Here is a 12,992-nt window from a genome sequence, read left to right on the forward strand (position 1 = left end):
AAGAAATCGCCCGTAAAAAAACTCATCCTGAAAGACGGCGCCGTGTCCGGCGTTGAGACCTCTCAGGGAGAGATCTATGAGGCGGATTCCGTTATACTCGCCACGGGCGGCGCTTCCTACCCCTCAACCGGTTCCACGGGCGACGGTTACAGGATGGCCGAGGCGGCGGGACACTCCTTAATTCAGCCGCGCCCCGCCCTGGTGCCGATAGAGACTTCCGGAAACACGGCGAAAAAACTCCAGGGCCTGAGCCTTAAAAATGTCTCGGTTTCCGTTTTCTCCGGCGGCAGGAAAAAGGCGGAGGAGTTCGGGGAGATGCTCTTCACTCATTTCGGCCTTTCGGGCCCGGTCATCCTGACGCTCAGCCGTTTGTTTTCTGAAAGTCTCACATCAGGAGCAGAAACGGAAGTTTCCATAGACCTTAAGCCCGCCCTGGATCACAAAAAACTTGACGACCGCATACTCAGGGATCTCAAAAGCTTCGGCAAACAGCGGATGAAGACGATATTGAAAAATCTTCTTCCCAAAAAAATGATCCCGGTATGTCTTTCTCTCAACGGGATTTCTCCGGATAAAGAAGGAAACAGCGTTACCGCGGATGAGAGGAAAAAACTGCGCGTGTGGCTGAAGGATTTCCGGCTGGGCGTTTCCGGCTGCCGCGGCCTGGATGAGGCGATAATAACGAAGGGCGGGATTACCGTCAAAGAAATAGACCCTCAGACAATGGCCTCAAAACTTGTGAAAAATCTTTTTTTCGCCGGCGAGATAATAGACATGGACGCCGAAACGGGCGGCTACAACCTTCAGGCCGCTTTCTCTACGGGTTTTGTCGCCGGCCATGCCGCGGCGTTACCGTGATCCGTCACGGCAGGCAGGCGCCTTGGCGGGACGAATCGCTTCCGGCTTTGTCCCGCACTTGTCCGGACGGATGCCTGAAAATATAAAGCCCGCCGGAATTTTAAGAATTTAAAACCGCCCGCCGGGCGTGTGAAACCGGCACCTCAGGGACTTCCAGTTTTTTTGATTAAAAAGCAAAATAGGCGCGGAGGACCGGTCCGTGTCTCAGCAAGTTGAAACTATAGGTATAACCGAGTTTTGTCGGGTTATCGGCTCCGCCGCCGAAGGGGGTTAGTGAAGTGACAGCCCAGTTGTATCCGAGGCCGAGAGCAAAGTGATTTTTTACTTTGTACTGCAGGCCGAAACTAAAATCCATAGCCACATATCCCACAGTGTGTTTGCCGTTAACGGCTTTTCGTCCGCCGTCAGGATTCGCGGTCTCGGCAAAAGCCAGCGCTTCATCGCTCACCCTGGCGGAGCCGATCCCGAATAAACTCTGCATGGACATAAAAGCCCCCATACCGTTTGATTTTTCTTCCGACTCCGCCATAAGTTTATAGAATTCCGAGCGCTTGGCGGCATCCGGAAAGAGAAGAGGCGTCACAAGCGTGTCCATGCCGAAACTGAGAGCGTATATTTTCGCTTCAAAGTCCTTGTCATAGACAGGTTTGCCGAAAACCTGTTTGGTTTTGTTTGTATTGGTATACATCGTGTCTATCTGAATGGGCAGTCCGAAAGAAACATAACTCAAACCTATGTAATCAAACGGCGCTTTCCCTATCCAGTAAACCAGGCTGACATTGCTGTAACTGCTGTCAAAATCCACTGTCGCCGGCATTGAGGACACAGAGAGCCCTGTCCACACAGCCGAACCTCTTATTCCGCCGCTTTCCATCCTCAGCATAAGAGATTTGATGCCGAGATAACCGCTGTATTTGTTGATTTCGCCGACCAGATTATCGTCTATCTCCGCGGTGAAGCCGAGGTTGATGCCGGTTTTACTGTCCGTCAGGGCGCCTTCGTATGTCGTGAAAGATTCGGCGGCGAATTCATATTTCAGGAAATAATTCTGGTTGTATTCTTTGTAAGTGTCGTCTCTCATGAATTTGGGTATCAGATTGAACTTCGGATTCCAGTTATTTTTCGCGATATGGTTTAGGCCGCCCATAGTCCTGACGCCGCTGCTCTGAATTTCGGCACCTGATTGTGATGCGCAAAGGCCCGTGAAAAAAACAACTGTCAGGGCCGCTTTACAATAAGGCATTTTTATTTTCATCATGGGGGGATTATATATCTTGGGATTGGAATAATCAAGAGCGCGAAATCGGATAATATTCAATAATGAGCTCTCGGCTTTTAAATTTGCTAAAATGAGCTTATGAAAAAAGGTAAAAAAAGGGGACGCCTGCCTGTCGGCAGGCAGGTTCTTGATATTACGACTCTGCTGAAACGCTTTTTGGCTGTCTGCGCCCTGATGTTCATCGCCGGTTCTTCGCGTGTGGCGCATTCGTGGAGCAGGGACGGGCACACTATTGTAAGTAAAGGAGCTGTCAAAAATCTTCCGCCGGACATGAAGTTCCTTGTTAAAAATATAAGGTTTATCAACAAGCATGTGATGGATCCCGACATGCGCAAGGGCGACGACCGCGGGGAAAGCGTCCGCCACTGGCTGGATCTGGAATATTTCGGCGCGTATCCCTTCAAGGCTCTTTTTGATTTCAAAAAATCACCGCCCGAGGAAGATTATAAGATCAGGAGCGGGAAACTCCCCTGGGCCATCGTTGAAACGCTGGAAAAATTGACCGCTGCTATGACTGAGAAGGACGATGAGAAAACGCTGCTTCTTGCCGCCGATCTGGCTCATTATGTCGGAGACGGGGCGGTGCCCCTGCACACGACGGAAAACTTTGACGGCCAGTTTACCGGCAACAGCGGCATACACGGCCGTTTTGAATCGGAACTTGTAAGAAGATACGGCGCGTCGGTAAAAATAGGCACATTCTCCGCCGTTTATGTTGAAGATCCCCTCAGATTCGTTTTTGAATATCTCATAGAGAGCCACGGCAGAGTTGAGAAAATCATCCAGGCGGACAGGAAATCCTGCTGGGAGCCGGGGATTTACGATGATTATTATTATGACAGGATGTGGGGCGAACTTGAGGGCCTGGTCAAAGACTGTTTTCAGAAAGGTGCCTTTGTTTACGCCAGCCTCCTCTACACGGCCCAGATCAACGCTGAAAAGCAAATACCCCTCCCTAAAACGTTTAAAAATTAAGTATTCCGCATGAATATTTATTAGCGCGTGTTATTCCTGATGGCTCTTGCCCCGATCGTCGGAGAAAACTGTGGTATGACAGCATATAGGCGCTGTTTTACTTGACACCGGTTACCAGACATATTATAATAACTGTGAGATTGTCTGGTAACCGGAAGCTCGCGGGAGATCTTTATGGAAATTTTGAAAGGGGTTTTAAAAGAGGAATTAAGCAGACTGCAAAGCTTAAAAAAGAGTTATGAAAATAAGCTCAAAAAGCTTATAAAAGGCTGCCTCATAAAAAAAGAGATCAAAGGGAATGTGTACTACTATCTCAACTATAGAGACGGTCAAAAGGCCATCTTCAAATTTTTAGGCAGGCCGGACAAAGGGCAGCTCGCGCAACTGCGAAATGATATTGACGAAAGGAGAAAGATCAGGAGATTACACATTCAAGTCAAAAAGGACATAGCCAAAATGGAGAAAATGGTTTATGGAAAGAAAAAATGATCTGTTCTTAGCCACGCTCATCGCTCTTCATGAAAAAGGAGTGCTGCGGGATATTATTCTTGTCGGGAGCTGGTGCCAGCATTTTTATAAAGGTTATTTTAACAACGCTCCGGAAATTCCTGTGGTGAGGACACTCGATATAGACTTTCTTGTTCCCAATCCTCCCGGAATTAAAAAAGATGTAAACATTCCTGACATACTGGATGGACTGGGGTTCATGCCTTCGCATAACTACATGACGGGATATACAAAATATGTGCATCCGGAGCTTGAGCTGGAATTTTTAACGCCTGACCTCGGCAGAGGGAAAGGAATGCTGCCTTATGAGATAGACAAATTGCATATTAGCGCTCAGGGCCTCAGATTTTTAAATCTTCTTCAGGCGGACACGATGAAAATAAAATATAAGCATATAACCGTCAGGCTTCCAGAACCCGCCGCGTATGTGCTCCATAAATTCATTATTCAGGAGAGGCGGTTGAACAAAGAGAAGCAAAAAAGGGATTTGCTCGCGGCGAAGGGAATCGGCGAATTTCTTTTGCGGGATGCTTCTCAAAGAAAAAAGATTTCGAAAATATTTAACTCACAGCCTAAAAAATGGCAATCAAAAATTATGAAAAACCTGAAAGCACACTCTGCGCCGCTGTTTAATTTTCTATCGCAACAGAGGTTTCAAAATAGTGTTTGAGATTAGAACGCAAAAGTATTAGACCCGGCTGTTTTTACTGTAAAAAATTTCCAGCGCGCAACTGAATATTTTATTTCTTTGAAACTCCGTAATTTGCTAAAATAAAACTATGAAGCTGATAGAAAAAAAATACGCGGTAGTCAGTGTTTTTGCCGTCGCTATGGCTTTTATGGAGGCGGCGATAGTCGTTTATCTCAGGGCGCTTTATTATCCGGAAGGTTTTTCTTTTCCTCTTGCCGCGATGCCGCGGAACATTCTTTTGGTTGAGATCATGAGGGAGGCCGCCACGATTGTGATGATAGCGTCGGCGGCTGTTCTGGCCGCGCGGCAATTCTACGGCAGAATGGCGGTGTTTTTCTATATGTTCGCCGTGTGGGATATTTTTTATTACGTTTTTCTTAAGGCTCTTCTCGGCTGGCCGGCGTCTTTTTTTGAGATGGATGTGCTGTTTCTGATTCCCGCCGTGTGGGCGGGGCCGGTGCTCGCCCCGCTGATATGTTCTTTCACGATGATAGCTCTGGCCGCGCTGATAGAAAAAGGGCTCGCGTCGGCGGAGAATTTCCGTCTTTCCGCGCGGGAGTGGGGTCTGCTCTGGGCGGGGGCCTTCATTATTTTCCTGTCTTTTATATGGGATTACGGTTTTTTGATACTGAACGGCGCCGTTCAGTCACAGATTTTGTCTTTTGCGCCGGGGCCATACAAATGGGGGCTTTTTACCTCCGGAGAAATTCTTATACTGATTTCGTTATTCATGATCGGCAAAAAGAAAGCTCAATAAATTTTGAGTAATAACAAATCCCGCGCAACAGATCGGGCAGCCTCAAAAACATTCAATAAAAAATTGAGCGGATCGCGGTGAAATTTGCTAAAATAAAAAGATGAAAATCCTTTATGTTATTTCGGACTTAGCTTCCGGAGGGGCGCAGATCGCGCTGGGGCGTTTTCTGAAGGTTCTTGACAGGGAAAAATTCCATCCTTCCGTCATAGCTCTTTCCGGCGGCGGCGAGCAGGCCGATTACATACGCGCTCTGGGAATAGATGTCCAGTCATTTGACATGAGGGGTTTTTTCGCCCCTGTGAAGGCTTTTCGCGGCTTTCTTTCCGCCGTCAAAAAAATAGATCCCGATATCATCCACGGCTGGATGTATCACGGCAACGCCGCCGCTCTTTTTGCCGCCGCGGCCTGCCCGGGAAAAGCTCTTGTCTGGTCTATAAGATGCAGCGATTTTGATCTTTCAAAATACGGTTTGATGACGAAGCTGGCCTTTTTCATAAACAGAAAATTCTCATCGACGCCTGTCAAAATAATCTATAACTCAAATGCCGGAAAAAAATACCATGAGGCAAACGGTTTTTCACCGGAAAAATCCGCAGTCATACAAAACGGCCTTGACACTGAGTATTTCAGCCCCGCGCCCGAAAAAAAGAATGAGTACCGTAAAAAATACGGTCTTGACGCCGGAGTCAAACTGATAGGCATGGCTTCCAGATATGACCCCATGAAGGATTTTGACACGCTTTTCGGCGCTTTTGCCGCTGTTCGCTCAATTGATCCCTCCACGTCGCTGATCCTCTGCGGAAAGGGCATTACAAAGGACAACGCGGCTCTTTCGGCGACAGCCCAAAAATATGGTATTGAGAAAGGCCTCATTCTTGCCGGCCACATTGAGGCGATGAACGAATTTTATCCCATGCTGGATCTTTTTGTTTTGTCGTCCAAAAGCGAGGGCTTTCCCAATGTTCTTGCCGAAGCCGCCGCCTGCGCTGTGCCGGCCATATCGCTTGCCTGCGGTGACGCGGAGGACATAGCGGGGGCTGCAAATATCCTGCCTCAGGCGGACACCCGGGCCCTGGCTGAAAAGATGCTGAAAACATTGCAAATGAGCAAAGAAGAAACAGCTATCGGGGCCGCTAAAAGTGTCTGCCGCATCCGTGAGAAATTTGACGCGAAAGCCTCTGCCGCGAAGTTTGAACAGATTTATAACGAAATAGGAAAATGCCTTCAATAAAAGTGTTTATCCGTGTTTCTTCACAAGCGCTATGAAGTATTCGGCGGACTGCCGTGGCCGTCAAATCATTCTTGCCTCAAAGTCACCGAGGCGCGCGGAACTCTTAAAGAAAGCTGGCCTGGAATTCACTGTCGCGCCAAGCGCTTATAAAGAGGAAATGCATCTTGATCTGCGGCCCGAACAACTTGCGGAATATCTCGCTCTCAAAAAAGCGGAGGATGTCGCCGCCTCTCACCCCGAAGCCCTTGTTATAGGAGCGGACACCATTGTTGTTGTGGATGGGATAGCGCTGGGCCAGCCCGCGGATGCCGCGAACGCGAGGGAAATGCTTGAAAAGCTCAGCGGCAGGGGTCACAGGGTGATAACGGGTTTCGCGCTGATGTGTCTGGCAAGCGGCGCGAAAAAAGTAAAATCTGTCTCGACAAAAGTTTATTTCCGCCCGCTCTCGGATGAGGAGATAGACTCCTACATAAAGAGCGGCGAGCCCATGGATAAGGCGGGGGCTTACGCCATACAGGGCGGCGCGGCTTCATTTGTTGAAAAAACAGAGGGGGATTACTACAATGTGGTGGGTTTGCCCGTAGGCGAATTACTGGAATCGCTGAAAAAATTCGGGCAGTGTAATCCAAATGCAAAAGAGGATTCGAAGAGGAATGAACCGGTATGAAGACGATAATCTATTATTTTTCGGGAACTGGCAATTCTCTCAAGATAGCCTGCGACCTGGCTCTGCTCCTTGCGGACACGGAGTTTTTCACCGACCGGACGGAGGTCTTTTCCATGGCCAGGGCGGGGGAGGCGGATGTCTCCGCCGACAGGATAGGGCTGGTCTTTCCCGTTTATATGTTCGGCCTGCCTCTGATCGTTTCCGACTTCGTTGAAAAGCTCGCCGCCGCGGACGATGCCCGGCTCGGCGAGAGCGATAAATATATTTTTGCCGTCGCCACTCACGGCGGCGGTCCCGGCGGAGCGCTGAAAATGCTCTACAATAAAATGAAAAAGCGCGGCCTGCCGCTGGATGCCGCCTTCAGCGTCGCCATGCCGGGCAACTACACGCCCCTTTACGGAGCGCCGGACGACGATAAGCAGAAGGCGCTGTTCGAAAAGGCCGGTGAAAAAGTGCGGGAAATATCCGCGCGGGTGCTCTCGGGCGAAAGAGAGAAGTTTGAGTTCTCAAATTGTTTTATTAACGCCGCTTCATCTCTTGTACACGGCCTGATGTCATCGAGAATACCGGGTATGGACAAAAAATTCTACGCCGATGAAAAATGCAATGCCTGTGCTATATGCGAGAAGGTCTGCCCTGTGGAAAACATAAAGATGCTCAAAGGCAAACCGTCGTGGAATCACAAATGTCAGCAGTGCATGGCCTGTCTCCAGTGGTGCCCGAAGGAAGCCATACAATACGCTAAAGCCACGCGCGGCCGAAGGCGCTATCATCATCCCGAAATAAAACTGAACGAGATAATACAGAGATGAACACCGTCGAGAAAACAAGAATCGGACTCATAGAGGGCTGGATGTCAATAGGGGTGAATGCGCTTCTCTTCGGAGCGAAATACGCCGCCGGCGTTGCCTCCGCCTCGGCCGCCGTCAAAACAGATGCCTGGCACACCCTTTCGGACTCGGTCACATCCGCCATCGTCGTGTTCAGCTTCTGGTTCGCCTCTCATAAAGCCGACAGAAAACATCCTTTCGGCCACGGGGGGGCGGAATCAATAGGCGCGGTGGTAATAGCGACGCTTCTGGCCGTGGTGGCCTTCGGCTGCCTCAAAGAATCTTTTGTGAAGATCATCTCCGGCTCACATCCCGATTATCCCATCTGGGCGATATGGGTGGTGGGGCTGTCTGTTATCATAAAAGAAGCGATGGCGCGCTTTGCCCTCTGGGCGGGGGAAAAGGTCGACAGCGCGGTTCTCCGAGCCGACGGCTGGCATCACAGGAGCGACGCTATCACATCTGTCATGATTCTTCTCGGCATATTCATCTGCGGAAAATTCGCCATTATTGACGGCCTCATGGGAATAGCGATAGCGATTTTTATCTTTCACGCCGCCTATGAGATAATCAAAGACGTGTCGGGCTCTATCCTCGGCGCGGCCCCGGCAAAAGCAATGGAAGATAAGATCAACGCCGTAATAAAAGCTCAAAGCGGCTGGGGAACAGTTATACACCATCTTCACATCCACCGCTACGGCGATCACATCGAGGCGACTTTTCACATACGCTTTCCGGCGGGAATGAGCATCGCCCACGCGCACGCGAGAGCGTCAAAAATAGAAGTCGCCGTAAAAGATGAACTTGGTATAGAATCAACAATTCACATAGAGCCGGAAGAAAAAAGGGGGACGGAGGAAAGTCAAAAGAATTAATCAAGCAACTTTCCTCCGTCCCCCTTTTTTCAAGCAACTTTCCTCCGTCCCCCTTTTTTCCCCCTTTTTTCTTAAAACCAGTTCCGTGTGCGCCGGCAGACTTTCACAAGCATGAGCATCACAGGCACCTCAATGAGCACGCCGACGACCGTGGCCAGAGCCGCGCCTGATGAGAGTCCGAAGATCATTGTTGCCGTTGCTATCGCCACTTCAAAATGATTGCTTGCTCCTATCAAAGCCGCAGGCGCGGCGTTTTCATATTCCAGTTTCAGCAGTTTGGCGCTGCCGTAGGTGAGAGCGAAAATCAGATTTGTCTGAATAAAAAGCGGTATCGCAATCCACAGGATTGTCAGCGGTTTCTCCAGTATTATGTTTCCTTTGAACGAAAAGAGAAGTATCAGTGTGAAAAGCAGGGCGCTGATTGAAACTGGCGTAAGAACATGAAGGAATTTTTCATTGAACCAGTTTTCCCCCTTCGCGCGCAGGAGAAGTTTTCTGGAGGCGAAGCCGGCTAAAAGAGGCAGTGCCACATAAACGCTTATTGAAAGCAGGAGCGCCTGCCACGGCACCGGTAAGCGCCCCACACCGAGGAGGAAGCCGCCGAGAGGCCCGTAAAGAAAGAGCATGGTCAGTGAGTTTATGGCCACCATGACGAGAGTGAGGCCGTCGTTGCCTTTCGCGAGATAACCCCACACGAGCACCATGGCCGTGCAGGGCGCGATGCCCAGCAGGATACAGCCGGCGAAAAAACTTCTCCAGAGAGGTATCTGAAGCAATTTAACGCCTCCGGCAAGCACAACCGTGCCGGCTCCGTGGATGGACCCGACAGCCCAGTCTCCCGCCCCGGGTGGAAGTTTAACGAGATCCATGGCATCGGCGCCTATTAAATTTTTAAAGAGATAGCCAAGGAAGAACAGCGATATCGCGTACATTGTGAAAGGTTTTATCAGCCAGTTCGCGGCAAGAGTCAGGCTGACGGGCTTGACGGATTTTCCTGCTTTGAGCACTTTTGTAAAATCTATCTTTACCATTATGGGGTACATCATAAAAAAAAGACAGACGGCTATCGGAATTGACACCACGGGAGCGCCGTTAACATAGATGGCAAGGCCGTCAAGGAATTGAGCCGCGCCGGGAGCGAAACGCCCGAGGGTGATACCCGCGCCGATACATAGAATAACCCATAAGGTCAGATAACTTTCAAAAACATTCATCGCTTTTTTTTCCGCTTCCATAAATTCCTCCTATTGTTTCATGTCAGGATAAGGTAAACGCCGCCGAGTATGACAAGTGCTCCGCAGATTTTTTTAAGTATGACGGCGCCCCGGGATTTTTCATTCCAGTGAAGATAATGCTGTACAGCTTCCGTAAAAGTGCCGGCGAGCACAATGACAGAGCAGTGCCATGCCGCGTAGGCGATAATTAAAGAAACGGAATAGATAAGATTATCGGCGGCGACTTTGAAGGCAATGCCGAGCATGGGCGCCATATAAGCGAAAGTGCAGGGCCCCAGCGCGACTCCGAAAATCAGCCCGATCACGAAAGCCGCCGCAGCGCCTTTTTTCCTGTAGCCGCCGCCGGTTGCTCCGGCAAAAGGGATCTGTATGATTTCCATAAGATGAAGGCCTATCACCAAAAAAATAACGGCCACTGAATAATTCCCAAATTTTCCGATATCCCCCAGCATTCTGCCGGCTAAACCTGTTATCAATCCTATTGCCGCAATAGTAATGAGGATGCCCGTTGAAAAGAGAAGGGAAAGACGAAACGCCCGTTTTGTCGTGATATTTCCCTGTTCGTCAATGAAACCTATTATAAGCGGGATGCTCGAAAGGTGGCATGGGCTGAGGATTATGCTCAGAACCCCCCATATGAACGCGCCCGAAAGGGCAATCAGCGGGGTTGAATCGAGCGCATAATAAAGCCGCTCAAAAATAGACCCCAGCATTAATTCACACCCGCTTCTTTCAGGACGCTGATAATTTCATCCTTGGGGAAATAGCCCTCGTGCCTGAAATATTCTTTACCGTCAGCGTCGAGAAACACCTGAGTGGGGATCGCGCGTATTTTGTATTTGTCACCGAATGGTCGGCCTTCCGGTTTCCACACATCGTAGAAAATTACCTTAACCTGTCCCGCGTATTCATTTTTAATCTCTTCCACGATAGGCGCCATCATTTTGCAGGGCACGCAGTTCACCGACCCCAGCTCAATAAAAGTCGCTTTCAGTTTTTCAACGGGCGCGGTTTTCTTTACGGTGGGTGGCGCGTTTTTTGCTTTTTTAACCACGGCATTCTGCGCGGTGACTTTTTCTGTCGCCTCAGTTTTTTCCGTAGAAGCCATCTCCGTTTTCTGCGGCGGCAATTCGGATTGCGGCGCGGTGTCTCGGCAGGAAATATTCAAAAAGCTTAAACAAATCAACACCATGCCGATAATTTTTAATGTTCGCATTTTATAACCCCGCTTTTATGACATTATCAGTTTTTTGATATCGTCTTTAGTCAACACTTTTCCTGTGGATCTCACTTCACCGTCTATAGCAAGAGCCGGCGTCATCATAACGCCGTAGTTCATGATGTCGCTCAGTTCGCTGATTTTGACGATTTCTATTTCAACACCGCTCTCCGCGGCGGCGTCCCTCGCGTTTTGTTCCAGTTGTCTGCATTTAGGGCATCCGGTGCCCAGAATTTCAATTTTCATTTTATTCCATCCTCATATTATTCCGTACAGCATGCCGCTTAAAGTGGCCATCACGACGACAAGCGTTATGTAAACGAGCGTTTTTTTTGCGCCGATTATGCTTTTTATGACGAGCATATTCGGGAGTGAGAGAGCCGGCCCCGCAAGAAGCAGCGCCAGCGCCGGGCCCTTACCCATGCCCGCGCCGAGGAGCCCCTGTAGTATCGGCACCTCCGTGAGAGTCGCGAAATACATGAGAGCCCCTGAAACCGCCGCGAAAAAATTTGCCCACAGGCTGTTTCCTCCGACCAAAGCGACGATCCATTTCGCGGGGATGAGAGCCTCGTGACCCGGGCGCCCCAGAAGAAAGCCCGCGACGAGAACGCCGGTCATAAGCAGGGGAAGTATCTGCTTGGCAAATCCCCATGTTGAATTCGTCCATGCCGAAAGCTCGTCTTTTTTGAACCAGCCGTAAAGGATAAATGCCAGGAGCAGGAACAGACCGCCGGTAATATGCCACTTTATTCCGTATATGAATTGCCCCGCGCCGACATTTTCGGCTTTGTTCCAGTTTGCGAAAATAAGGATTGCCACCATCACGGCGAAATAAACAGCTGTTTTCCAGAGCGGTTTTTCGCGCTGATCATCCTGCCCGAAATTTAATTTCCCGCCGGTTTCTCTGTTCGCGTCGTCTTTGTAAAAAATGAAGTGCATCAGTAAACCGATTATCACGGAAAATACGATCGCGCCCAGCGCTCTGGCAATTCCCATTTCAACGCCGAGGATACGCGCTGTCAGGATTATCGCCAGCACATTTATCGCGGGGCCCGAATAAAGAAATGCCGTCGCAGGGCCTATGCCGGCTCCCTTTTTGTAAATCCCAGCGAAAAGAGGAAGCACCGTGCAGGAGCACACGGCCAGAATGGTGCCCGAAACAGCCGCTACCGAATACGATAAAATTTTGTTCGCTTCCGCACCGAAATATTTTATTACGGAACTTTGAGAGATAAAATTCGCAATGGCTCCGGCTATAAAGAACGCGGGGACAAGGCACAGCAGCACATGGGCCCTGGCGTATTCCCGCAGCATCATAAAAGCTTCCAGCGCCGATCGTCTGATCACGGGGCTGTCAAAGGGAATGAAAAAAGCCGCGAGAAATACGGCGATGATCGCTAAAAATTTATTCCGTTCTTTCATTTTTTTGAAATCCTTTTGTTCGCTCCGCAGTTAGAGCGCACTTTTTGTTTTTCGCAGAGTTTGAGCCCGCGGGAGAGGGCGGGGGTTAAACATATTTCTTTAGAGATGCATTTGAGGGTCTTATCCTTTGAGGCGAAGTCCGTGAGAGAATAAAGTTTCCATTTTCCCGAGCGTTTTTTTTTGACAATCCCGGCGGCTTCAAGTTTTCTCAGGCTGTGCGAAACAGCCGACTGCTCCATCCCCAGTGTCTTTACGAGTTCGCACACGCAGAGTTCACCCCCCGAGAGGAGAAGAAAAATCCCGAGTCTCGCGTCGTCACCCAGCGTTTTAAAGATCTTCACATATTGTTTCATGATCGTCCCTCCGTAAACATATGAACACATTATCATATGTTCATATGTCTGTCAAGCGCTCAGCGCGCTATGGCAGGGGAACCGGCTTGATAC

Annotated in this window: 16 protein-coding genes; 9 read left to right on the forward strand and 7 right to left on the reverse strand. The window is 49.5% G+C overall.

The features are described 5' to 3' along the window. On the forward strand, positions 1 to 858 hold an 858-nt coding region (locus tag FP827_01365; GenBank protein ID MBA3051734.1), incomplete at its 5' end, for an aminoacetone oxidase family FAD-binding enzyme. Between the two features lie 166 nt (positions 859 to 1,024). On the opposite strand, the gene FP827_01370 is transcribed toward FP827_01365, so the two are convergent. Further along, positions 1,025 to 2,101: a hypothetical protein gene (locus tag FP827_01370; GenBank protein MBA3051735.1), complete on the reverse strand. Its 1,077-nt coding sequence runs from the start codon at positions 2,099 to 2,101 to the stop codon at positions 1,025 to 1,027. A gap of 114 nt (positions 2,102 to 2,215) precedes the next feature. Between FP827_01370 and FP827_01375 the strand changes: the two genes are divergently transcribed. The 8 genes from FP827_01375 to FP827_01410 all read left to right on the forward strand — a co-directional run bounded on the left by FP827_01375 (position 2,216) and on the right by FP827_01410 (position 8,670). After that, positions 2,216 to 3,112, forward strand: coding sequence for a hypothetical protein (locus tag FP827_01375; protein MBA3051736.1), 897 nt, complete (start codon positions 2,216 to 2,218; stop codon positions 3,110 to 3,112). 174 nt (positions 3,113 to 3,286) lie between these two features. Continuing rightward, complete coding sequence (locus tag FP827_01380) at positions 3,287 to 3,601, forward strand: hypothetical protein (GenBank protein ID MBA3051737.1); 315 nt, start codon at positions 3,287 to 3,289, stop codon at positions 3,599 to 3,601. Continuing rightward, entirely contained in the window at positions 3,585 to 4,289 is a 705-nt protein-coding gene (locus tag FP827_01385) for a hypothetical protein (GenBank protein MBA3051738.1), read from the forward strand. The genes FP827_01380 and FP827_01385 overlap by 17 nt, the downstream gene beginning before the upstream one ends. A 109-nt stretch (positions 4,290 to 4,398) precedes the next feature. Next, positions 4,399 to 5,067, forward strand: a complete 669-nt coding sequence (locus FP827_01390) for a hypothetical protein (GenBank protein ID MBA3051739.1) — start codon at positions 4,399 to 4,401, stop codon at positions 5,065 to 5,067. A 100-nt stretch (positions 5,068 to 5,167) separates the two neighbouring features. After that, complete coding sequence (locus FP827_01395) at positions 5,168 to 6,298, forward strand: glycosyltransferase (GenBank protein MBA3051740.1); 1,131 nt, start codon at positions 5,168 to 5,170, stop codon at positions 6,296 to 6,298. 31 nt (positions 6,299 to 6,329) lie between these two features. Further along, positions 6,330 to 6,965, forward strand: a complete 636-nt coding sequence (locus tag FP827_01400; GenBank protein MBA3051741.1) for a septum formation inhibitor Maf — start codon at positions 6,330 to 6,332, stop codon at positions 6,963 to 6,965. Continuing rightward, complete coding sequence (locus tag FP827_01405) at positions 6,962 to 7,777, forward strand: 4Fe-4S ferredoxin (protein ID MBA3051742.1); 816 nt, start codon at positions 6,962 to 6,964, stop codon at positions 7,775 to 7,777. Before FP827_01400 ends, FP827_01405 begins: the two co-directional genes overlap by 4 nt. Continuing rightward, on the forward strand, positions 7,774 to 8,670 hold the full coding sequence (locus FP827_01410) for a cation transporter (GenBank protein MBA3051743.1): 897 nt from the start codon (positions 7,774 to 7,776) through the stop codon (positions 8,668 to 8,670). Before FP827_01405 ends, FP827_01410 begins: the two co-directional genes overlap by 4 nt. 71 nt (positions 8,671 to 8,741) lie before the next feature. Here FP827_01410 and arsB read toward each other — a convergent pair whose 3' ends face one another. From arsB to FP827_01440, 6 genes are all read right to left on the reverse strand, one after another. Beyond that, complete coding sequence (arsB, locus tag FP827_01415) at positions 8,742 to 9,905, reverse strand: ACR3 family arsenite efflux transporter (GenBank protein ID MBA3051744.1); 1,164 nt, start codon at positions 9,903 to 9,905, stop codon at positions 8,742 to 8,744. A 17-nt stretch (positions 9,906 to 9,922) separates the two neighbouring features. Continuing rightward, the gene (locus FP827_01420; protein MBA3051745.1) at positions 9,923 to 10,618 is read right to left on the reverse strand and encodes a cytochrome C biogenesis protein; all 696 of its coding nucleotides are present in this window, start codon (positions 10,616 to 10,618) and stop codon (positions 9,923 to 9,925) included. Continuing rightward, complete coding sequence (locus FP827_01425) at positions 10,618 to 11,013, reverse strand: thioredoxin family protein (GenBank protein ID MBA3051746.1); 396 nt, start codon at positions 11,011 to 11,013, stop codon at positions 10,618 to 10,620. Before FP827_01425 ends, FP827_01420 begins: the two co-directional genes overlap by 1 nt. A 123-nt stretch (positions 11,014 to 11,136) precedes the next feature. Beyond that, positions 11,137 to 11,370: a thioredoxin family protein gene (locus tag FP827_01430; GenBank protein MBA3051747.1), complete on the reverse strand. Its 234-nt coding sequence runs from the start codon at positions 11,368 to 11,370 to the stop codon at positions 11,137 to 11,139. Between the two features lie 12 nt (positions 11,371 to 11,382). Beyond that, positions 11,383 to 12,546, reverse strand: coding sequence for a permease (locus FP827_01435; protein ID MBA3051748.1), 1,164 nt, complete (start codon positions 12,544 to 12,546; stop codon positions 11,383 to 11,385). Beyond that, positions 12,543 to 12,935 (reverse strand): winged helix-turn-helix transcriptional regulator, encoded by a 393-nt coding sequence (locus FP827_01440; protein MBA3051749.1) that lies wholly within the window; start codon positions 12,933 to 12,935, stop codon positions 12,543 to 12,545. Before FP827_01440 ends, FP827_01435 begins: the two co-directional genes overlap by 4 nt. Positions 12,936 to 12,992 lie beyond the last annotated feature (57 nt).

Source organism: Candidatus Omnitrophota bacterium (assembly GCA_013791745.1).
Lineage (GTDB): Bacteria > CG03 > CG03 > CG03 > CG03 > CG03.

Excerpts from the sequence above, each read along its gene's own strand:
- FP827_01370 (MBA3051735.1), bottom strand. The coding sequence starts at position 2,101 with ATGCCTTATTGTAAAGCGGCCCTGACAGTTGTTTTTTTCACGGGCCTT.
- FP827_01375 (MBA3051736.1), top strand. The coding sequence starts at position 2,216 with ATGAAAAAAGGTAAAAAAAGGGGACGCCTGCCTGTCGGCAGGCAGGTT.
- FP827_01380 (MBA3051737.1), top strand. The coding sequence starts at position 3,287 with ATGGAAATTTTGAAAGGGGTTTTAAAAGAGGAATTAAGCAGACTGCAA.
- FP827_01385 (MBA3051738.1), top strand. The coding sequence starts at position 3,585 with ATGGAAAGAAAAAATGATCTGTTCTTAGCCACGCTCATCGCTCTTCAT.
- FP827_01390 (MBA3051739.1), top strand. The coding sequence starts at position 4,399 with ATGAAGCTGATAGAAAAAAAATACGCGGTAGTCAGTGTTTTTGCCGTC.
- FP827_01395 (MBA3051740.1), top strand. The coding sequence starts at position 5,168 with ATGAAAATCCTTTATGTTATTTCGGACTTAGCTTCCGGAGGGGCGCAG.
- FP827_01400 (MBA3051741.1), top strand. The coding sequence starts at position 6,330 with ATGAAGTATTCGGCGGACTGCCGTGGCCGTCAAATCATTCTTGCCTCA.
- FP827_01405 (MBA3051742.1), top strand. The coding sequence starts at position 6,962 with ATGAAGACGATAATCTATTATTTTTCGGGAACTGGCAATTCTCTCAAG.
- FP827_01410 (MBA3051743.1), top strand. The coding sequence starts at position 7,774 with ATGAACACCGTCGAGAAAACAAGAATCGGACTCATAGAGGGCTGGATG.
- arsB (MBA3051744.1), bottom strand. The coding sequence starts at position 9,905 with ATGGAAGCGGAAAAAAAAGCGATGAATGTTTTTGAAAGTTATCTGACC.
- FP827_01420 (MBA3051745.1), bottom strand. The coding sequence starts at position 10,618 with ATGCTGGGGTCTATTTTTGAGCGGCTTTATTATGCGCTCGATTCAACC.
- FP827_01425 (MBA3051746.1), bottom strand. The coding sequence starts at position 11,013 with ATGGCTTCTACGGAAAAAACTGAGGCGACAGAAAAAGTCACCGCGCAG.
- FP827_01430 (MBA3051747.1), bottom strand. The coding sequence starts at position 11,370 with ATGAAAATTGAAATTCTGGGCACCGGATGCCCTAAATGCAGACAACTG.
- FP827_01435 (MBA3051748.1), bottom strand. The coding sequence starts at position 12,546 with ATGAAAGAACGGAATAAATTTTTAGCGATCATCGCCGTATTTCTCGCG.
- FP827_01440 (MBA3051749.1), bottom strand. The coding sequence starts at position 12,935 with ATGATAATGTGTTCATATGTTTACGGAGGGACGATCATGAAACAATAT.